Here is a 19,735-nt window from a genome sequence, read left to right on the forward strand (position 1 = left end):
GCTTTTTTGTTTCAGACGATCTCTTCCGCGTACTGCCAAAGCGCTTTTAACAGCGCCACTTTCTCTTTGTCATCGGCATATTGTTGTGCCAGCATCTGCAATTCATCAGCATAGCCCTGCAAAAACTCTGGCGTGAAGACCTGGCGGCGGTGCTCCAGCCAGCGTTGCTGCTCGGCATAATCCAGCGTCCCCGGGAAGTTGCGCGCCCGATAATTGAACAACAGCTTTGCAATCCGTTTATCAACAAAAGTGATATCCAGTGCCGGTAAATTACGCGGCTCGGTTTCCAGCACAATTTTCATTGCTGCACGATCGGCGTCACTGAAAAAGCCATTATAAAGCTGTGCATCCACGTTATCTGAAGGCGTAAACGGTTCGGCTTCGGCGAATATGGCCACCACTTTTTCACGCACTTGCGGATTTTCACGCAGAATTTTTAGGTTATCGAGGCAATACTGACGATTAATTCCCAGTCGGTCGGCATCTTCCGGGCGTAGCGTATTCGCCTGGGCCAGCACCGGACATTTATTGATATGCACCAGTTTAACCGGAACGGCGGCGTTATCGCCAAGATCGGCTTTTGCGGTATATAGACGCTCGCGCAATGTGTCGCTATCCAGTTCCAGTAATGGCGAAATGTCTCCTGCCAAATCCACCATAATTACGGCATTGCGATTTTCAGGATGCCACGCCAGCGGTGCTACCCAGCTGGTATTGCCGCGCCATGCCCCAAACATTCCGGAAACGTGAACCAGGGGTTTCATCTGCGGAACATCAATCAACGCCATCAGTTTGTGTTTATTGCGATGGGTAAAGAGATAATCAAACAGGCGTGGCTGACGCATTTTTACCAGCTTTGCCATCGCAATAGTGGCGTACACATCAGCCATCGCATCGTGGGCGTTGCTATGTTCAATACCATTCGCTTTGGTTAAATGCTCAAGGCGAAAGCTCGGTAGACCGTCATCATTTTCAGGCCAGTTTATTCCTTCCGGGCGCAGGGCATAACAGGCACGCATAACATCCAGTAAATCCCAGCGCGAGTTATCATGCTGCCAGCTCCAGGCGTAAGGATCGTAGAAATTACGATAAAAAACGTTGCGTGTGACTTCGTCGTCGAAACGCACATTGTTGTAGCCCAGAATACAGGTCTTCGGTACGGTAAAAAGCGAGTGAATACGGGCGGCAAACGTGGCTTCGTTTTCTCCTTTCGCCCGTGCCTCCTGCGGGGTAATACCGGTAATTAATACTGCTCCAGGCTGGGGTAAATAGTCATCCGCGGGCTTGCAGTAAAAAACATCGGGTTCGCCGATGACATTGAATTCGTTATCAGTGCGAATGGCTGCGAACTGTGCAGGGCGATCTAACGCGGGGTGCGTTCCAAAGGTTTCGTAATCGTGAAACAAAAAGGTAGATTGTTGCTTACCGTCATTCATCATTAGGTTAAATCCGTTATTTCTGCTGTCTGCCAGAGTATCAAATATCACCGTGCTAATCAGCTTTAGCGCGACAATTTGGCAGCGAGTGGCAACAGATCATGTCAGATAAAAATGAGATAGTAGTCACATTTTCTTGCACTTTATTCCAGCCAGTTCATAAGTATTTCCGTAAAAAGAACAGCTATTTGAAACTCCTGAGGGTTTGCTGTTGAAACGCCGTCTTATTATTGCTGCTTCTTTGTTCGTTTTTAACTTATCGTCTGGTTTTGCGGCGGAAAACATTCCTTTTTCACCTCAGCCTCCAGAGATTCATGCCGGGTCCTGGGTATTGATGGATTACACCACCGGTCAGATTCTCACCGCGGGTAATGAGCATCAACAGCGCAATCCCGCCAGCCTGACAAAGCTGATGACGGGCTATGTCGTGGATCGCGCTATCGATAGTCATCGCATTACGCCAGACGATATTGTCACCGTAGGGCGCGATGCGTGGGCAAAAGATAATCCGGTTTTTGTTGGTTCTTCTCTGATGTTTTTGAAAGAGGGCGATCGCGTATCGGTACGTGATTTAAGCCGTGGTTTAATTGTGGATTCCGGAAATGACGCTTGTGTTGCACTGGCTGACTATATTGCCGGTGGGCAACGGCAGTTTGTTGAAATGATGAACAACTATGCCGAGAAACTGCATCTCAAGGATACGCATTTTGAAACAGTGCATGGTCTGGATGCACCTGGCCAGCATAGCTCGGCTTATGATTTAGCTGTGCTTTCTCGCGCTATCATCCACGGCGAGCCCGAGTTTTATCATATGTACAGTGAGAAAAGCCTCACCTGGAACGGTATCACCCAGCAAAACCGTAACGGGTTATTGTGGGATAAAACCATGAATGTTGACGGCCTGAAAACGGGTCATACTTCTGGTGCCGGGTTTAATCTCATTGCTTCGGCTGTAGATGGGCAGCGTCGTCTCATTGCAGTGGTAATGGGGGCTGACAGTGCAAAAGGTCGTGAGGAAGAGGCAAGAAAATTACTGCGTTGGGGGCAACAAAACTTTACTACGGTGCAAATTTTGCACCGTGGGAAAAAGGTCGGTACGGAACGCATCTGGTATGGTGATAAAGAAAATATCGACCTGGGAACGGAACAAGAGTTCTGGATGGTGCTACCGAAAGCCGAAATTCCACATATCAAAGCCAAATATACCCTTGATGGTAAAGAACTCACCGCGCCAATTAACGCCCATCAGCGGGTAGGGGAAATTGAACTTTACGACCGTGATAAACAGGTGGCGCACTGGCCGCTGGTTACCCTGGAATCTGTCGGGGAAGGCAGCATGTTTTCCCGCCTGAGTGATTATTTCCACCATAAGGCTTGACCTTTCTTTTGCAGCAGACTGGCAGGAGTGCGAGTCTGCTCGCATAATCAACACTCATTCCTTGTGGTTTTAATATTGCAACTATACTGTATATAAAAACAGTATTAATGGAGGCGTCATGAACTACGAGATTAAGCAGGAAGATAAACGTACCGTTGCAGGTTTCCATCTCGTTGGCCCGTGGGAACAGACGGTAAAGAAAGGCTTTGAGCAGTTGATGATGTGGGTAGATAGCAAAAATATTGTGCCGAAGGAGTGGGTTGCTGTCTATTACGACAATCCAGATGAAACACCCGCCGAAAAATTACGCTGCGACACCGTCGTGACGGTGCCGAATAACTTTACGCTCCCTGAAAACAGTGAGGGCGTCATTCTGACAGAAATTTCAGGTGGTCAGTATGCGGTGGCGGTGGCTCGTGTAGTCGGTGATGATTTTGCTAAACCCTGGTATCAGTTCTTTAATAGTCTCTTGCAGGACAGTGCTTATGAAATGTTACCAAAGCCCTGCTTTGAGGTTTATTTGAACAATGGCGCGGAAGAGGGGTACTGGGATATCGAAATGTATGTTGCGGTGCAGCCAAAACATCACTAATTCATCTCAGGGCGGTGTGTTAACGCGATGACCACTCTTTTTTTGAAAGCGAAAAGAGTAAGATGCGCCTTTCAAATTTTTCGCTCCTGCCGGGAAATTACACTGTTCCCGGTATGTCCGTCGGATAATTCAGAGGCGCGCCTTCTGGCCGACAGATGTGTTATGAGCGCTTTTAATCTTCATTAACGGAGTTTCTGCGTGCGTGCCGATAAGTCATTAAGCCCGTTTGAAATCCGGGTATACCGCCATTACCGCATTGTGCATGGTACTCGGGTCGCGCTGGCATTCCTGCTCACTTTTCTCATTATCCGCCTGTTTACTATCCCGGAAAGCACCTGGCCGCTGGTCACCATGGTGGTGATTATGGGGCCAATCTCGTTCTGGGGTAACGTTGTCCCTCGCGCATTCGAACGTATTGGCGGTACGGTGTTGGGGTCGATTTTAGGTCTTATCGCTCTGCAACTGGAGTTAATCTCGTTACCGCTGATGTTAGTCTGGTGCGCGGCGGCTATGTTTCTTTGCGGTTGGCTGGCGCTGGGCAAGAAACCGTATCAAGGTTTATTGATTGGGGTGACGCTGGCAATTGTTGTTGGTTCCCCGACAGGTGAAATTGATACGGCGTTATGGCGAAGCGGCGATGTGATCCTCGGCTCTTTACTGGCAATGTTGTTTACCGGCATCTGGCCACAACGGGCGTTCATCCACTGGCGCATTCAACTGGCAAAAAGTCTGACCGAGTATAATCGGGTCTATCAATCTGCATTCTCACCGAACTTACTCGAACGCCCGCGTCTGGAAAGCCATCTACAAAAACTCCTGACCGATGCCGTGAAAATGCGTGGGCTGATTGCGCCCGCCAGCAAAGAAACCCGTATTCCAAAATCGATATATGAAGGTATCCAGACCATTAATCGCAATCTGGTTTGTATGCTGGAGTTGCAAATCAATGCATACTGGGCCACGCGCCCCAGCCATTTCGTGTTATTGAACGCGCAAAAACTTCGTGATACCCAGCACATGATGCAGCAAATACTGCTGAGCCTTGTTCATGCGCTGTACGAAGGTAATCCGCAGCCGGTTTTTGCCAATACGGAAAAATTGAACGATGCTGTGGAAGAGCTGCGTCAGTTGCTCGATAACCACCATGACCTGAAGGTCGTGGAAACACCAATCTATGGCTATGTGTGGCTGAACATGGAAACGGCACATCAGCTTGAGTTGCTATCGAATCTGATTTGCCGGGCCTTGCGCAAATAATTCCTGAACTTCAGAATCATCTTGCTGCTGCTTCGATTCAGCAAGGATAAAGGGTATGATAGTGAAAAGGGATAAAAGCATTGTCATCTGCGGCAGCTATGAGTAATGTTGGCCCTAACGAATAGCGGTTGCTTAAACGAATCCGACTCTCACATTATCAGGGGTATAAAAATGGAAACTACCAAGCCTTCATTCCAGGACGTACTGGAATTTGTTCGTCTGTTCCGTCGTAAGAACAAACTGCAACGTGAAATTCAGGACGTTGAGAAAAAGATCCGTGACAACCAGAAGCGCGTCCTGCTGCTGGACAACCTGAGTGATTACATCAAGCCGGGGATGAGCGTTGAAGCAATCCAGGGCATCATCGCCAGCATGAAAGGTGACTATGAAGATCGCGTTGACGATTACATCATCAAAAATGCCGAGCTCTCCAAAGAACGCCGCGATATCTCCAAAAAGCTGAAAGCTATGGGCGAAATGAAAAACGGCGAAGCGAAGTAATTCCTGTTTTATTCAATGAGGGTTGCCCGGTAACCCTCATTGCTCATTGCTCATTGTTTCTTTTCTGTGTATCACCGTCATCATTCCCATCTGATAACCTATTGAAATTAGCGACAGCCTTCTTCTGTATGCAGCAAGACAAAAAGTTCTGCAACTCCATTGTTATTAACCGCACTGGTTACTAACACATTGTGCGCTCCAGCTTCCCGTAACCAACTTTTCACCAAAGATATTTGTTCCATGCTGGCTAAATCTGCTTTGGTGACTACTCCAGTAACAGGGCGATTCATTGACGAGGTAAAGCCTGGCGAAAAAGGGGACCACGGTGCGTCCGCATTAAGCACCCCCGCGATAATGTCCGTTTCTCAGGCACTGACCAACAATGCACTGTAGAGGCGGCGATTTTATTGGTGAGGACTGGCAGCAAGATTTCCAGCCTCTTGACGGTGGGCCTGTGCAATCGTTATCAGATTCGTATAGCGATTATTCAGTGCTGCTATTGATAGCAGCTGAAAGCGAGATATCCGTACCAGAATGGCTCGCTCATTCTGAGGGAACGACGGTAATTTTGATTGCAGAACACAATGCCCGTTTGCTGAATGGTCCGGCTGGTGGGGCTGTAGCATTGATCCATTATCTGAATGAAATCTGTCATTCCAGAGAAACCGCTGTCAATGACGCATTTTGTCGGACGTTAACACGAGGAAGTCTGGCTATTCCGCAATGCCATCTTCTTTCGTAATGGATTGAGAATGCTGGATTTTTAATTATATTACGCGCAGTATTAATCGCGTAAATGTTTTGCGGTCAGCAACAGTGGGGGAACCATTGTTCTGTTCAATGAATACCATCATACAATTGAATCAGGAGTCGGTATGATGATTTTGGTGACGGGGGGCGCACGGAGCGGGAAGAGTCGCCACGCAGAGGCGCTTATTGGGGACTCTTCACAGGTTCTGTATATCGCCACCTCGCAAATCCTTGATGATGAGATGGCTGCACGGATAGAACATCATCGGCAAGGCCGCCCGGCTCACTGGCGCACAGTGGAGCGCTGGCAACATCTTGATGAATTAATTCATGCAGACATTAACCCGAATGAGGCTGTGTTGCTGGAATGCGTTACCACAATGGTGACTAATCTGTTGTTTGATTATGGCGGCGATAAAGACCCTGATGAATGGGATTATCAGGCGATGGAACAGGCGATTAATGCTGAGATTCAGTCGTTGATTGCTGCCTGCCAACGTTGCCCCGCAAAGGTTGTATTAGTGACTAACGAAGTGGGAATGGGGATTGTGCCGGAGAGTCGTCTGGCACGACATTTTCGTGATATTGCCGGGCGGGTAAATCAGCAGTTGGCCGCTGCGGCAAATGAAGTATGGCTGGTGGTTTCGGGTATTGGAGTAAAAATCAAATGAGTAAATTATTTTGGGCGATGCTCTCATTTATTACGCGTCTGCCTGTACCGCGTCGCTGGTCCCAGGGACTGGATTTCGAGCATTATTCTCGCGGTATTATTACTTTTCCTTTAATTGGATTATTGCTTGGCGCGATTAGCGGGCTGGTCTTCATGGTGCTGCAGGCATGGTGTGGCGTACCACTGGCGGCATTGTTTAGCGTACTTGTGCTGGCGCTGATGACCGGGGGATTCCACCTGGACGGCCTCGCTGATACCTGTGATGGCGTATTTTCTGCACGTAGCCGCGATCGCATGTTGGAAATCATGCGTGATAGCCGTTTAGGCACCCACGGCGGTCTGGCATTGATTTTTGTTGAACTGGCAAAGATTCTGGTGTTAAGCGAGCTGGCTTTGCGTGGCGAACCGATCCTTGCATCACTGGCGGCAGCATGTGCGGTCAGCCGTGGGACTGCCGCATTATTGATGTATCGTCATCGTTATGCCCGGGAAGAAGGGCTTGGCAATGTGTTCATTGGCAAAATTGATGGGCGACAAACCTGCGTCACACTCGGTTTAGCCGCTATTTTTGCTGCCGTATTATTGCCAGGTATGCATGGTGTGGCTGCTATGGTGGTGACGATGGTGGCGATTTTCATCCTCGGTCAGCTTCTCAAACGTACGCTGGGCGGGCAAACCGGCGATACGCTGGGAGCAGCCATAGAGCTTGGTGAACTGGTCTTCCTGCTGGCACTGCTATAAAGAGACGTGACATGCAAACACTTGCCAATTTACTGAATACGATCCCTGCCATCGATCCTGCCGCTATGTCGCGTGCACAACGGCATATTGACGGGTTACTCAAACCTGTTGGTAGCCTGGGAAGGCTGGAGGCGCTTGGCGTACAACTGGCGGGAATGCCGGGGTTGAATGGCATACCGCATGTGGGCAAAAAAGCGGTACTGGTTATGTGTGCCGATCACGGCGTCTGGGAGGAAGGGGTCGCTATTTCCCCAAAAGAAGTGACAGCCATTCAGGCTGAAAATATGACCCGCGGAACAACCGGCGTGTGTGTGCTGGCAGCACAAGCGGGCGCTAACGTCCACGTAATTGATGTTGGTATTGATACTGCTGAGCCTATCCCCGGGCTTATCAACATGCGTGTCGCACGAGGTAGCGGCAACATTGCTTCAGGTCCGGCAATGAGTCGCTGTCAGGCTGAAGAGTTGCTTTTGGACGTCATATGTTATACGCGGGAGCTGGCAACAAACGGTGTCACGTTGTTTGGCGTAGGTGAACTGGGGATGGCAAACACGACACCGGCAGCGGCGATAGTGAGCACTATCACTGGCCGGGATCCTGAAGAAGTGGTTGGGATTGGCGCAAACCTGCCGACAGATAAACTGGCTAATAAAATTGATGTTGTGCGACGGGCGATTACGTTGAATCAACCAAATCCGCAGGATGGCGTTAATGTTCTGGCAAAAGTGGGTGGATTTGATTTGGTCGGAATGGCTGGCGTGATGTTAGGCGCTGCTTCCTGCGGTTTACCCGTGTTGCTGGATGGATTTCTTTCTTATGCTGCCGCGCTCGCAGCCTGCCAGATGTCTCCTGCAATCAAACCGTATCTCATTCCTTCTCACCTGTCGGCAGAAAAAGGGGCGCGTATAGCGCTGTCGCATTTGGGGCTGGAGCCTTATCTCAATATGGATATGCGTTTAGGTGAGGGAAGTGGCGCAGCTCTGGCGATGCCCATCATCGAAGCTGCCTGTGCGATATACAACAGCATGGGCGAACTTGCTGCCAGTAATATTGTTCTACCGGGGAATACGACTTCTGATTTGAACAGTTAAAAACGAAAAGTCTGATAAAAGCTATACTTATCGGATAGTATTCGCGACTTAGGAAAGGGACATGATGCGTCGTGTAAATATTTTTTGCTCATTTGCTCTACTTTTTGCCAGCCATAATAGCCTGGCGGTAACTTATCCATTACCTCCAGAGGGTAGCCGTTTAGTGGGACAGTCGCTTACTGTAACTGTTCCTGATCACAATACCCAGCCGCTGGAGACTTTTGCCGCACAATACGGGCAAGGGTTAAGTAACATGCTGGAAGCGAATCCTGGCGCTGATGTTTTCTTGCCGAAGTCAGGCTCGCAACTCACCATTCCGCAGCAACTGATTTTGCCCGCCACTGTTCGTAAAGGGATTGTGATTAACGTCGCTGAGATGCGTCTTTATTACTACCCTCCAGACAGTAATACTGTGGAAGTCTTTCCTATTGGTATCGGCCAGGCTGGGCGAGAAACCCCGCGTAACTGGGTGACTACCGTTGAACGTAAACAAGAAGCACCAACCTGGACGCCAACGCCGAACACCCGGCGCGAATATGCGAAACGAGGGGAGAGTTTGCCCGCATTTGTTCCTGCGGGGCCTGATAATCCCATGGGGCTGTACGCGATTTATATTGGCAGGCTATATGCCATCCACGGTACCAATGCCAATTTTGGTATTGGGCTCCGGGTAAGTCAGGGCTGTATTCGTCTGCGCAATGACGATATCAAATATCTGTTTGATAATGTTCCTGTAGGTACTCGTGTACAAATTATTGATCAGCCAGTGAAATACACAACGGAACCGGATGGATCAAAGTGGCTGGAAGTTCATGAGCCGCTGTCGCGCAACCGTGCGGAATATGAGTCAGACCGAAAAGTGCCTTTGCCAGTAACGCCATCTTTGCGGGCGTTCATTAACGGGCAAGAAGTTGATGTGAATCGCGCAAATGCTGCATTGCAGCGCCGATCAGGAATGCCTGTGCAAATTAGTTCTGGTTCAAGACAGATGTTTTAAGAGCGTTGTTAATTAGAAAGCAAAAAGCCTGCTCGAAAGCAGGCTTTTTTGAATTTGGCTCCTCTGACTGGACTCGAACCAGTGACATACGGATTAACAGTCCGCCGTTCTACCGACTGAACTACAGAGGAATCGTGTGAACGGGGCGCATATTAATGGCAGTGCATGGTGATGTCAAAGGGTGAAATGCATTTTTTTGTTTGTTTGCTGTCAATTTCAACAAAGTGGTGAGCTTTCAATCTTATTGGGTAATGAACCATCGTGGTGCATACCCTCCTTTTATAGGGCAGGGGAACGCGACAGCTGATTAAAGGAGCCAATGACGAATCTATCATAATCTCTTATTTGACAGTTGCTTAGCTTGTACATCAACGCCAAAATAAAACTGGCAAGCATCTTGCACTCTGGTTGTAAGTAATGGCGGCACTTGGGCCGATTCTTAAACACCGGAGGCAACATGAACTTCAGACGCTTGAAATACTTCGTAAAAATTGTAGATATTGGTAGCCTGACCCAGGCTGCTGAAGTATTGCATATCGCACAACCAGCGCTCAGTCAGCAGGTTGCCACACTGGAAGGTGAGTTAAACCAACAACTTTTGATTCGCACAAAACGGGGCGTTACGCCAACTGACGCCGGAAAAATTCTCTATACCCATGCGCGGGCCATTTTACGTCAGTGTGAGCAGGCCCAACTGGCGGTGCATAACGTTGGTCAGGCATTATCGGGGCAAGTCTCGATTGGCTTTGCGCCAGGAACCGCTGCGTCATCCATCACCATGCCCTTATTACAGGCGGTTCGCGCTGAATTCCCGGAGGTCGTTATCTATCTTCATGAAAATAGCGGTGCAGTGCTTAACGAAAAACTGATAAGCCACCAACTCGATATGGCAGTGATTTATGAGCATTCTCCTGTGGTTGGTGTTTCCAGTCAGGCTTTGCTGAAAGAAGATCTTTTCCTGGTAGGAACGCAAGATTGTCCGGGGCAAAGCGTTGATGTTAATGCTATAGCACAAATGAACCTCTTTCTCCCCAGCGATTACAGTGCCGTTAGACTTCGTGTTGATGAGGCTTTTTCCCTACGGCGGCTTACAGCAAAAGTTATTGGGGAAATTGAGTCTATTGCCACGCTTACCGCAGCAATTGCCAGCGGCATGGGCGTTGCGGTATTACCCGAATCGGCCGCGCGTTCGTTATGTGGCGCAGTAAACGGATGGATGTCACGCATTACCACACCTTCAATGAGTCTCTCTTTGTCATTAAATTTACCCGCCAGAGCGAACTTATCACCACAGGCGCAAGCAGTGAAAGAGTTGTTAATGTCAGTGATGAGTTCTCCAGTGATGGAAAAAAGGCAGTGGCAATTGGTGAGCTAAGCGTTATATCGGGATGGAATAAGATGCGGGTTTTTATTATTTGTTATGCCGGGCATTAGACTTTAACAATAACGTGATATCTGAACTGCCCGGAGTTTACCGTGAATTTCCAACAACTAAAGATAATCCGCGAGGCTGCACGTCAGGATTACAACCTGACAGAGGTTGCGAATATGCTTTTTACCTCACAGTCAGGCGTCAGCCGTCACATTCGGGAACTGGAGGATGAACTTGGCATCGAAATATTTGTTCGACGAGGTAAGCGACTGCTGGGCATGACTGAACCGGGCAAAGCATTACTGGTCATTGCAGAACGTATTCTGAATGAAGCCAGTAATGTTCGTCGTCTTGCAGACCTGTTTACCAACGATACGTCTGGCGTTCTCACTATTGCAACGACGCATACTCAGGCACGTTATAGCTTGCCTGAGGTCATTAAAGCTTTTCGCGAACTTTTCCCGGAGGTTCGGCTGGAGCTAATCCAGGGTACACCACAGGAAATTGCGACGTTGTTGCAAAATGGCGAAGCTGATATTGGTATCGCCAGCGAGCGTTTAAGTAATGACCCGCAGCTCGTCGCCTTCCCGTGGTTTCGTTGGCACCATAGTTTGCTTGTTCCACTCGATCATCCCTTGACGCAAATTATACCGTTGACGCTGGAATCAATAGCGAAGTGGCCGTTAATCACTTACCGACAGGGGATTACGGGGCGCTCACGTATTGATGACGCATTTGTCCGCAAAGGTTTGCTGGCAGATATTGTATTAAGTGCGCAGGATTCTGATGTCATTAAAACCTATGTTGCACTTGGGCTGGGGATTGGATTAGTTGCCGAACAATCCAGCGGTGAACAAGAGGAAAAGAATTTAATCCGTCTGGATACGCGGCATCTTTTCGATGCTAATACTGTCTGGTTGGGACTCAAGCGAGGACAACTTCAGCGTAACTATGTCTGGCGCTTTCTGGAACTTTGTAATGCAGGACTGTCAGTTGAGGATATCAAGCGCCAGGTGATGGAGAACAGTGAAGAGGAAATTGATTATCAGATATAGCAAAAAGCCCGCTATAAAAGCGGGCTTTTCAGAAATTTGGCTCCTCTGACTGGACTCGAACCAGTGACATACGGATTAACAGTCCGCCGTTCTACCGACTGAACTACAGAGGAATCGCTGTTGAGGCACATCTTAACGGCGAAAAATCTTTTGTCAAACCCGATTTTTAAATTTCCCAACTGTTTGCCGTTTCTATCAACAGTTTGTTGCATTTGCAGACAATTTGTTGGCGAAAATCTTTGCAGCTTTGCTGATTCTCCCTCATTATTTGAAATGTGGTTTCACTTTCTGCAATTAAGGTCGGCTTTGAATATCTCCTCTGCTTTACGCCAGGTTGTTCACGGCACTCGCTGGCACGCCAAACGCAAGAGTTACAAAGTGTTGTTCTGGCGCGAGATAACCCCGCTTGCTGTTCCTATCTTCATGGAGAACGCCTGTGTCCTGTTGATGGGTGTCCTGAGCACTTTTCTGGTCAGCTGGCTGGGAAAAGATGCGATGGCCGGCGTGGGATTGGCGGACAGCTTCAATATGGTCATTATGGCTTTTTTTGCAGCTATCGATCTTGGTACTACTGTCGTTGTGGCATTTAGTCTCGGTAAGCGGGATCGACGACGAGCGAGGGTGGCGACGCGGCAGTCATTGGTGATCATGACGTTGTTTGCCGTACTGTTGGCAACGCTTATTCATCATTTTGGCGAACAAATTATTGATTTCGTCGCGGGTGATGCCACGACAGAAGTTAAAGCACTGGCGTTGACTTATCTGGAGCTGACGGTACTCAGTTATCCAGCAGCTGCCATCACTTTGATTGGTAGCGGGGCACTTCGTGGTGCAGGGAATACGAAAATACCGCTACTGATTAACGGTAGCCTGAATATTCTTAATATTATTATTAGCGGCATATTGATTTACGGCCTTTTCTCCTGGCCGGGACTGGGATTTGTCGGGGCTGGGTTGGGGTTAACCATTTCTCGTTATATTGGCGCAGTGGCAATTTTGTGGGTGCTGGCGATTGGTTTTAATCCTGCGCTAAGGATTTCGTTAAAGAGCTATTTTAAACCGCTGAATTTTAGCATTATCTGGGAAGTCATGGGGATTGGTATTCCAGCGAGTGTCGAATCAGTGTTATTTACCAGTGGTCGGTTATTAACCCAAATGTTCGTTGCCGGGATGGGGACCAGTGTTATTGCCGGGAATTTTATCGCGTTTTCAATTGCGGCTCTTATCAACTTACCCGGAAGTGCGCTCGGCTCTGCTTCTACGATCATTACAGGCCGAAGGTTGGGGGTAGGGCAGATAGCGCAAGCAGAGATTCAGTTGCGGCATGTGTTCTGGCTGTCCACTCTTGGATTAACGGCCATCGCCTGGCTAACGGCTCCCTTTGCTGGGGTTATGGCATCGTTTTACACCCAGGATCCACAGGTTAAACATGTCGTTGTGATTCTGATTTGGCTAAATGCTTTATTTATGCCTATTTGGTCTGCCTCATGGGTGCTACCCGCTGGATTTAAGGGTGCTCGCGATGCCCGTTACGCCATGTGGGTTTCTATGTTGAGCATGTGGGGTTGCCGGGTTGTAGTCGGTTATGTGCTGGGAATCATGCTTGGCTGGGGTGTGGTTGGTGTCTGGATGGGAATGTTTGCCGACTGGGCTGTGCGGGCCGTGCTGTTTTACTGGCGCATGGTTACTGGACGTTGGCTGTGGAAATACCCTAGACCTGAGCCGCAAAAGTGTGAAAAAAAGCCAGCTGTGTCGGAATAAACGACAAAGTGCAGATTATTTCAGCAAACGATTTCAAATTTAAAAAACAGGCTTTGACATTAAGGATGGGCATCGCTAATATTCGCCTCGTTCTCACGATTCCTCTGTAGTTCAGTCGGTAGAACGGCGGACTGTTAATCCGTATGTCACTGGTTCGAGTCCAGTCAGAGGAGCCAAATTTTAGTTTTGAGACATCTCTATAAGTCTCAAAACAGTTAAAAAATAAAAATTATTTTTACCCGGTTACCTTGTAAAAAAGTGACTGGGTTTTTTGATTTCTGTGTTTCGTGCGCTTAATCGAGTCTCACGCTTCAGTGAGCAAATTGCCCCCCCAACAGACATCACGATTCGCAAGGTCAAAAAATTCGTTCCGTGAAGTACCGTACAAAGGTGTAGAGAAAAATGCCTTATGCGGGATGTTGCTGTCGCGTTTTTATCGGGAAACTAAACGTAATTGCCACTTTGTCTTCTGTAATCAGAAAAAGAAAACCTGGAATTTTAATAAATATTATTTCTCTGGGACCGGTATTTTTATAATCAATATGACGAGTTGAATATTATATTTATTATAAGAATTTAATGAGATTAAAGAAATCTGCCATAAAGACAGATTTCTTTAAAATATAATTAGAGATTTGCGACGTTATGATAAACTTTTTGAACATCGTCGTCATCTTCAAGAGCATCAACAAGCCCTTCAAAGATTTCTAAATCTTCTGGGGAAAGCTCAACTTCAGATTGAGCAATCATTTCTAATTCTGTTGTTGAGAACTCAGTGATTCCGGCTGCTTTTAGAGCCGCGATTCCTTTATGAAGGTCAGTTGGTTCAGTATAAATAACAATGTTACCTTCTTCTTCGGTCACATCACGAACATCAACTTCAGCTTCAAGTAAAATTTCAAAAATATGGTCAGGGTCTGTACCTTTAAATACAATCACACCCGTATTGTCAAACATATAGCTGACAGAACCTGCCGCTCCGATATTGCCGCCTTTTTTATTGAAAATTGTGCGAACGTTAGCAATTGTACGGTTAACATTGGAAGTCAATGTCTCGGCGATAATCATTGAGCCATTTGGACCAAAGCCTTCATAACGTCCCTGCACGAACGTTTCATCTCCGCCGCCTTTGGCTTTATCAATTGCTTTATCAATAACATGCTTTGGAACTTGTGCCTGCTTTGCTCGTTCAATAACGAATTTTAAAGATGTGTTTAATTCTGGATCGGGTTCACCTTGTTTGGCAGCAGCATAGATTTCTACACCGAATTTTGCATAAATTTTAGACGTTGCACCGTCTTTAGCCGTTTTTTTAGCAACAATATTGGCCCATTTACGTCCCACTGGAATGATCTCCTCGAAAATTTATTTACATTACTGGTAAATCGTTAACATGCGTTAATTCGGCATATTATATCATAACAGGAAAAATCTCGTCTATTAGAAATAAAAATATTCTAAATCCATAATCTTATATTTAATATCATAAAAACTAATGTTGTTGGCGGATTTTTTTATAATTGTGTTTTGAAAGCATACTTGCTTTTAATATATGGAAATCATTAAGGCTATAATAAAACTCGTATCCGCCCCAGGAAGCAAACAGCCTGCTTTATTGCAGGCTATTTGCTGGATGACTTACTAAATCCTTCACATCTATTCCTGATAAAAAGGAACAGAACTTATTACCGGAACGGCGGTTCATTAAAGGTTCGTAATTTACGTGAATGCAGTCGGTCGCCTTCTGCGCGCAGCAAATCGATCGCACGAATGCCAATTTGCAGGTGTTCGGAAATAGCGCCTTCATAAAAACGGTTAGCCTGACCGGGAAGTTTAATCTCACCATGCAAAGGTTTATCTGAAACACACAGTAGTGTCCCGTATGGCACGCGGAAACGATATCCTTGTGCGGCAATGGTTGCACTTTCCATATCAATTGCCACGGCACGGCTTAAGTTAAAACGAAGTGCAGAAGCTGAGTAACGTAATTCCCAGTTCCTGTCATCTGTGGTTACCACAGTGCCAGTACGTAGCCGCTGTTTAACTTCCTCTCCGGGCCTGCCGCTGACTAACTTGGTAGCGTCATAAAGCGCACGTTGCACTTCAGCAATGCTCGGAATAGGAATATCGGGCGGCAGTACCGCATCAAGAACGTGGTCATCGCGTAAATAAGCGTGTGCAAGTACATAATCTCCAATGGCCTGGCTTTCACGTAAGCCACCACAGTGACCAATCATCAACCAGACATCCGGGCGCAGCACCGCCAGATGATCGCAGATGGTTTTAGCATTTGACGGTCCCACGCCAATATTCACCAGAGTAATACCCTGACCATCGGCGGTAATTAAATGCCATGCTGGCATCTGGTGTTTTTTCCATGCAAGGTCGGAAATGGCTTCTTCTGGCGCTTCGGTTTCGGCGGTGATCCAGTTTCCGCCAGCACAAGAAAGGGCAATGTAGGGACTATCAGGGTCGAGGATCTGGCTGCATCCCCAACGAACGAATTCATCCACATAACGTGTGTAGTTGGTAAACAAGACGAACGGCTGAAAATGTTCAACTGGCGTACCGGTATAATGGCGCAACCGCGCGAGGGAAAAATCGACGCGGCGCGCATCAAAATGCGATAGCGGGGAGAATTCCGTTGGATGATAAATGCCGTCTGCAGTTTCATCGCCAATTTGCGCCAGTTCTGTTGTCGGGAAGTAGCGAGTTAATCCAGCGCTCATTGAGCGATCAAGTGTCAATTCAGAGCCATCGATGACATAAGGATAAGGGATTTCATGTTGCGAGGGTTGCACAGAAATATGCGCACCATAATCCTGATAAAGCAACGTTAGTTGCTCATTCAGGTACGAACGAAAGAGAGTAGGGCGAGTAATCGTGGTGGTGTAGCTGCCTGCGTGAGTAAAACGACCAAATGCGCGCGTTTTGGGGGGATTTGTTGTGCTACCGTCCCAGGTTACGGTCAGTGATGGATAGACAAAAAGACCTTCTTTACGGGCATTTTCATCAGGTAATTCGCCACTTTTAATATAGTTGCCAATGGCATTGCGTAAAGCGACTACAGATTGCTCATACAGCGCGTCGAGTTTTTCCAGTGCCTGAGCTGGGGTCAGACCGGAGCCCTTATTATTCATGTGTGTCTCCTGTTCCATACAATTACCGCACTTCCGATAGTATGTCACAGGAATGTGAAACAAAAGTGTAAGGCGAAGATCGGATGATCTTCGCCTGACTATCAAGCGTGTTGATTGTCTTTCATCAACAAAGCGGTTATTGCAGAAATGAGGCATCCAGCCAGCAAATAAATGGCGACGCTATGCCAGTTCCCGGCAAAGTAAGTGATAAGTGCAGCGGCAATGAAAGGTGTAAAGCCACCGCCAACCACACTGGCAACCTGATATCCGACTCCAGCGCCACTATAGCGATAACTGGCACCAAACATTTCGGTAAACATCGGTTGTTGCACGCACACCACCATGTCATGCGCAATGTTTGCCAGCATTATGGAGAAGAAAACTATCCAGAAAATAGATTGTGCTTCAAGCGCTATAAAGAAAGGAAATGCGCTCAACGTTCCGATTAACGCGCCTGTGATATACACCCTGCGGCGACCAAAACGATCGGCAAGCCAGGCAAAACAGGGAATTGTCAGACAGCTTAGTCCACCTACCAGCAAACCGATATTAAGGAAAAGTTCGCGCGGTAACCCCATATTTTGGGTTGAATAGTTAAGCGCAAAGGCGGTAACGATGTACATCGTCAGCAACTCGCACAGTCGTAGCGCAATAATCTTCAGGAAAGCACCGGGATGCCGTAATAGTGCTTCGATAACCGGAATGCGTTTTTTCGCGGCCGCTTGATTATGTTGCTGTTGTTCAAACTCCGCGGACTCCTCCATGCCATTACGCCCCCACAATGCTCCCAGCACCAGTACGATGCTAAACAGGAAAGGAATACGCCAGCCCCAGCTTAGAAACTGTTCGTCAGTCGTCATCATACTGATCAGTGAAACCAGTCCGGTTGAAAGCAGTAAACCTACACCGTAACCAACTTGTACACCGCTACTGTAAAAGGCTTTTTTATTCTTAGGTGCGCTTTCAACGGAAAGCAACGCTGCGCCTCCCCATTCGCCGCCGACGGCAAATCCCTGAATGGCACGCAGTGTCACCAGTAAAATGGGGGCCCACCAACCTATGGTCGAGAAGGAAGGAAGAATGCCAATCAAGGCTGTCGCGATGCCCATCATCCAGACGGTCAGCATTAACATGCGCTTACGTCCCAGTCGGTCGCCAAAGTGACCGAAAATGACACCGCCAAGTGGACGGAAAAGGAAGCCGACACCAAAGGTGGCAAATGCGGCGAGCGTTCCCATAGCCGGGCTTACTTGCGGGAAAAACTCGCGATTAAACACCAGTGCGGCGGTAATGCCATAGAGTAAAAAATCATACCAGTCGACGACGGCACCAGCGAAACTGCCTAACGCAGCTCGTCGGGCGCGACTTAACGAAAGCGTCCCTTCATCGGGACGAGTGGAGATGAGCGTGGAGTCCATAATGATCCTGTTTGTACTGTCTTTTTATAATTAGTATGGAAAAGGTAACTCACATTGCCGTCGATCTATAAACGAACCTTATGAGACTACCGCGCCAGAGCGCTTCTGCAAATGATTTTATGGCTGATTAACGGCAACATGAAAAATTCGATGGAAGATGAAATCGCAGGAGTTGCATAAGGATTGAGCAGAGCACCTACAGTTTTGAGATATGAAACATAAAAGTCCGCATATGCACAAAATTGCACCCTGATGATTCTGATAGACTGCATTGCATTATAACCAGTAGGGAGGCGAGGTTAGGTATGTTTTTAGCATCATTGTTGAGACGTATTGCATTTAGTTGCTACGATTATAAATCGTATACTTTCAATATTGAAAAAACAGAGTTTGTTGTCATCCATATTCCCGATCAGATTGGCGATGCTATGGCTATCTTTCCAGTGATTCGGGCGCTTGAATTGCATAAAATTAAGCATCTTTTAATTGTTACTTCGACTATTAATTTAGAAGTCTTTAATGCGCTCAAACTTGAACAGACTAAATTAACATTAGTCACAATGACTATGCAGGATCACGCAACATTAAAAGAAATAAAAGATTTAGCGAAGAACATAACACAGCGATACGGTACGCCGGATCTTTGTATAGAGGCGATGCGTAAAAAGAACCTGAAAACGATGTTATTTATCAGTCAGTTGAAAGCAAAAACGAATTTTCAGGTTGTAGGTTTAACCATGAAGTGCTACTCCCCTTTGTGTAAGAACGCGTCCCGGATGGATCAGAATCTCAGGGCTCCCGTACCCATGACATGGGCGTTTATGATGCGTGAAGCGGGTTTTCCTGCAGTCAGGCCAATATATGAATTACCATTAAGCGAGCAGGTAATAAATGAAGTACGTGAGGAATTGTGCACTTTAGGATCTTACATTGCGCTTAATTTAGATGGCAGCGTGCAGGAACGCACATTTTCGTTATCAGTAGCTGAGAAACTCATCGCCAAAATTCAAAGTGATAATGATATGCCAATAGTCATTGTTCATGGACCAAAAGGGGAAGATAAAGCCCTGAAATTAGCGGGTTGTTATAATAATGTCTACCGGCTATCCTTATCACCCTCGATTAAACGTTCAGCAGCAATCATAAAAGATGCTTATATCGCAATAACCCCTGATACCTCAATATTACATATGGCAAGTGCCTATAATACCCCCGTCGTTGCAATTTATGCTGATTACAAAACGCGGTGGCCTGCGATGGCAGATATCTCGGAGTCAGTGGTCGTTGGGCAAAAAATTGATCATATAAGTCTGGATGAATTCGGAAAGGCGCTAAAAAGTGCTTTGGAGAGAGTATGTGTCAGTACTTACGTATAGAAGGTAATGCCGATCTATGCTGAACAGGGGACATTAATACCCTGAGGTTGGTCAATCACCACAAAAAAAGCCTTTGAATCAAAGCAATACTCACCGAATAATAAGGCAACCTGAACTTAAATCCCCGTTAACTGCCATACATTATTATGACTTGCACTGATGTAATTAGCTAAATATTATCGTGATTTGACTAAATAGCA

17 protein-coding genes, 3 tRNA genes and 1 pseudogene are annotated in these 19,735 nt (G+C 47.1%); 14 read left to right on the plus strand and 7 right to left on the minus strand.

The genetic code is table 11. The annotated features are described in order from the left end of the window. Positions 1-11: 11 nt before the first annotated feature. The gene (gene sbcB / locus ATB02_RS07975; protein WP_105271386.1) at positions 12-1,439 is read right to left on the minus strand and encodes an exodeoxyribonuclease I; all 1,428 of its coding nucleotides are present in this window, start codon (positions 1,437-1,439) and stop codon (positions 12-14) included. A 208-nt stretch (positions 1,440-1,647) separates the two neighbouring features. Here sbcB and dacD point away from each other — a divergent pair, with 208 nt between their 5' ends. The 4 genes from dacD to ATB02_RS07995 all read left to right on the plus strand — a co-directional run bounded on the left by dacD (position 1,648) and on the right by ATB02_RS07995 (position 5,164). Further along, positions 1,648-2,814, plus strand: a complete 1,167-nt coding sequence (gene dacD, locus ATB02_RS07980; RefSeq protein WP_032303296.1) for a serine-type D-Ala-D-Ala carboxypeptidase DacD — start codon at positions 1,648-1,650, stop codon at positions 2,812-2,814. Positions 2,815-2,932: 118 nt separating this feature from the next. Continuing rightward, positions 2,933-3,406, plus strand: coding sequence for a DNA gyrase inhibitor SbmC (sbmC, locus tag ATB02_RS07985; RefSeq protein WP_001602831.1), 474 nt, complete (start codon positions 2,933-2,935; stop codon positions 3,404-3,406). 198 nt (positions 3,407-3,604) lie between these two features. Further along, positions 3,605-4,663 carry an FUSC family protein gene (locus ATB02_RS07990; protein ID WP_001200890.1) on the plus strand — a complete coding sequence of 353 codons (1,059 nt, stop codon included), beginning with the start codon at positions 3,605-3,607 and terminating at the stop codon, positions 4,661-4,663. A gap of 171 nt (positions 4,664-4,834) precedes the next feature. Then, positions 4,835-5,164 carry a DUF496 family protein gene (locus ATB02_RS07995; protein ID WP_000450409.1) on the plus strand — a complete coding sequence of 110 codons (330 nt, stop codon included), beginning with the start codon at positions 4,835-4,837 and terminating at the stop codon, positions 5,162-5,164. Positions 5,165-5,271: 107 nt separating this feature from the next. On the opposite strand, the pseudogene ATB02_RS08000 reads toward ATB02_RS07995, so the two are convergent. Further along, positions 5,272-5,568, minus strand: a pseudogene (locus ATB02_RS08000) (EutP/PduV family microcompartment system protein); the annotation flags it as partial. Between ATB02_RS08000 and ATB02_RS08005 the strand changes: the two are divergent. The 5 genes from ATB02_RS08005 to ldtA all read left to right on the plus strand — a co-directional run bounded on the left by ATB02_RS08005 (position 5,547) and on the right by ldtA (position 9,413). Beyond that, entirely contained in the window at positions 5,547-5,906 is a 360-nt protein-coding gene (locus tag ATB02_RS08005) for a cobalamin biosynthesis protein (RefSeq protein ID WP_105271387.1), read from the plus strand. The pseudogene ATB02_RS08000 and the gene ATB02_RS08005 sit on opposite strands and share 22 nt — an antisense overlap. A 133-nt stretch (positions 5,907-6,039) precedes the next feature. Then, positions 6,040-6,585: a bifunctional adenosylcobinamide kinase/adenosylcobinamide-phosphate guanylyltransferase gene (cobU, locus tag ATB02_RS08010; protein ID WP_000973165.1), complete on the plus strand. Its 546-nt coding sequence runs from the start codon at positions 6,040-6,042 to the stop codon at positions 6,583-6,585. After that, positions 6,582-7,325, plus strand: coding sequence for an adenosylcobinamide-GDP ribazoletransferase (cobS, locus tag ATB02_RS08015; RefSeq protein ID WP_105271388.1), 744 nt, complete (start codon positions 6,582-6,584; stop codon positions 7,323-7,325). The genes cobU and cobS overlap by 4 nt, the downstream gene beginning before the upstream one ends. Positions 7,326-7,336: 11 nt before the next feature. Further along, positions 7,337-8,416 carry a nicotinate-nucleotide--dimethylbenzimidazole phosphoribosyltransferase gene (cobT, locus tag ATB02_RS08020; RefSeq protein ID WP_032303292.1) on the plus strand — a complete coding sequence of 360 codons (1,080 nt, stop codon included), beginning with the start codon at positions 7,337-7,339 and terminating at the stop codon, positions 8,414-8,416. A gap of 61 nt (positions 8,417-8,477) precedes the next feature. Then, positions 8,478-9,413 (plus strand): L,D-transpeptidase, encoded by a 936-nt coding sequence (gene ldtA / locus ATB02_RS08025; protein WP_123057659.1) that lies wholly within the window; start codon positions 8,478-8,480, stop codon positions 9,411-9,413. A gap of 55 nt (positions 9,414-9,468) precedes the next feature. Here the strand turns inward: ldtA and ATB02_RS08030 are convergent. Then, a tRNA-Asn gene (locus tag ATB02_RS08030) sits at positions 9,469-9,544 on the minus strand. Positions 9,545-9,870: 326 nt separating this feature from the next. On the opposite strand from ATB02_RS08030, the gene nac reads away from it, so the two are divergent. Continuing rightward, entirely contained in the window at positions 9,871-10,788 is a 918-nt protein-coding gene (gene nac / locus ATB02_RS08035) for a nitrogen assimilation transcriptional regulator NAC (protein WP_105271389.1), read from the plus strand. A 101-nt stretch (positions 10,789-10,889) separates the two neighbouring features. Beyond that, positions 10,890-11,840 carry an HTH-type transcriptional regulator Cbl gene (gene cbl, locus ATB02_RS08040; RefSeq protein ID WP_001011014.1) on the plus strand — a complete coding sequence of 317 codons (951 nt, stop codon included), beginning with the start codon at positions 10,890-10,892 and terminating at the stop codon, positions 11,838-11,840. Positions 11,841-11,877: 37 nt separating this feature from the next. Here cbl and ATB02_RS08045 read toward each other — a convergent pair. Then, positions 11,878-11,953 (minus strand) — tRNA-Asn (locus tag ATB02_RS08045). A gap of 160 nt (positions 11,954-12,113) precedes the next feature. On the opposite strand from ATB02_RS08045, the gene yeeO reads away from it, so the two are divergent. Both yeeO and ATB02_RS08055 read left to right on the plus strand, forming a co-directional pair. After that, complete coding sequence (yeeO, locus tag ATB02_RS08050) at positions 12,114-13,601, plus strand: toxic metabolite efflux MATE transporter YeeO (protein WP_001312931.1); 1,488 nt, start codon at positions 12,114-12,116, stop codon at positions 13,599-13,601. A 100-nt stretch (positions 13,602-13,701) separates the two neighbouring features. Then, a tRNA-Asn gene (locus ATB02_RS08055) sits at positions 13,702-13,777 on the plus strand. 451 nt (positions 13,778-14,228) lie between these two features. Here the strand turns inward: ATB02_RS08055 and ATB02_RS08065 are convergent. The 3 genes from ATB02_RS08065 to shiA all read right to left on the minus strand — a co-directional run bounded on the left by ATB02_RS08065 (position 14,229) and on the right by shiA (position 18,159). Continuing rightward, on the minus strand, positions 14,229-14,945 hold the full coding sequence (locus ATB02_RS08065; RefSeq protein WP_000532923.1) for a YebC/PmpR family DNA-binding transcriptional regulator: 717 nt from the start codon (positions 14,943-14,945) through the stop codon (positions 14,229-14,231). Positions 14,946-15,286: 341 nt separating this feature from the next. Next, complete coding sequence (gene amn / locus ATB02_RS08070; RefSeq protein WP_001060255.1) at positions 15,287-16,741, minus strand: AMP nucleosidase; 1,455 nt, start codon at positions 16,739-16,741, stop codon at positions 15,287-15,289. A 101-nt stretch (positions 16,742-16,842) separates the two neighbouring features. Next, a complete protein-coding gene (shiA, locus tag ATB02_RS08075; protein ID WP_105271390.1) occupies positions 16,843-18,159 on the minus strand; it encodes a shikimate transporter in 1,317 nt (438 codons plus the stop codon). A gap of 305 nt (positions 18,160-18,464) precedes the next feature. Between shiA and ATB02_RS08080 the strand changes: the two genes are divergently transcribed. Further along, the gene (locus tag ATB02_RS08080; protein WP_105271391.1) at positions 18,465-19,535 is read left to right on the plus strand and encodes a glycosyltransferase family 9 protein; all 1,071 of its coding nucleotides are present in this window, start codon (positions 18,465-18,467) and stop codon (positions 19,533-19,535) included. The last annotated feature ends 200 nt before the right edge of the window (positions 19,536-19,735 follow it).

The organism is Escherichia sp. MOD1-EC5189 (genome assembly GCF_002966045.1).
In the GTDB taxonomy this organism is placed as follows: domain Bacteria; phylum Pseudomonadota; class Gammaproteobacteria; order Enterobacterales; family Enterobacteriaceae; genus Escherichia; species Escherichia coli_F.

Excerpts from the sequence above, each read along its gene's own strand:
- sbcB (WP_105271386.1), bottom strand. The coding sequence starts at position 1,439 with ATGATGAATGACGGTAAGCAACAATCTACCTTTTTGTTTCACGATTAC.
- sbmC (WP_001602831.1), top strand. The coding sequence starts at position 2,933 with ATGAACTACGAGATTAAGCAGGAAGATAAACGTACCGTTGCAGGTTTC.
- ATB02_RS07995 (WP_000450409.1), top strand. The coding sequence starts at position 4,835 with ATGGAAACTACCAAGCCTTCATTCCAGGACGTACTGGAATTTGTTCGT.
- ATB02_RS08005 (WP_105271387.1), top strand. The coding sequence starts at position 5,547 with ATGCACTGTAGAGGCGGCGATTTTATTGGTGAGGACTGGCAGCAAGAT.
- cobU (WP_000973165.1), top strand. The coding sequence starts at position 6,040 with ATGATGATTTTGGTGACGGGGGGCGCACGGAGCGGGAAGAGTCGCCAC.
- cobS (WP_105271388.1), top strand. The coding sequence starts at position 6,582 with ATGAGTAAATTATTTTGGGCGATGCTCTCATTTATTACGCGTCTGCCT.
- cobT (WP_032303292.1), top strand. The coding sequence starts at position 7,337 with ATGCAAACACTTGCCAATTTACTGAATACGATCCCTGCCATCGATCCT.
- ldtA (WP_123057659.1), top strand. The coding sequence starts at position 8,478 with ATGATGCGTCGTGTAAATATTTTTTGCTCATTTGCTCTACTTTTTGCC.
- nac (WP_105271389.1), top strand. The coding sequence starts at position 9,871 with ATGAACTTCAGACGCTTGAAATACTTCGTAAAAATTGTAGATATTGGT.
- yeeO (WP_001312931.1), top strand. The coding sequence starts at position 12,114 with ATGTGGTTTCACTTTCTGCAATTAAGGTCGGCTTTGAATATCTCCTCT.
- amn (WP_001060255.1), bottom strand. The coding sequence starts at position 16,741 with ATGAATAATAAGGGCTCCGGTCTGACCCCAGCTCAGGCACTGGAAAAA.
- shiA (WP_105271390.1), bottom strand. The coding sequence starts at position 18,159 with ATGGACTCCACGCTCATCTCCACTCGTCCCGATGAAGGGACGCTTTCG.
- ATB02_RS08080 (WP_105271391.1), top strand. The coding sequence starts at position 18,465 with ATGTTTTTAGCATCATTGTTGAGACGTATTGCATTTAGTTGCTACGAT.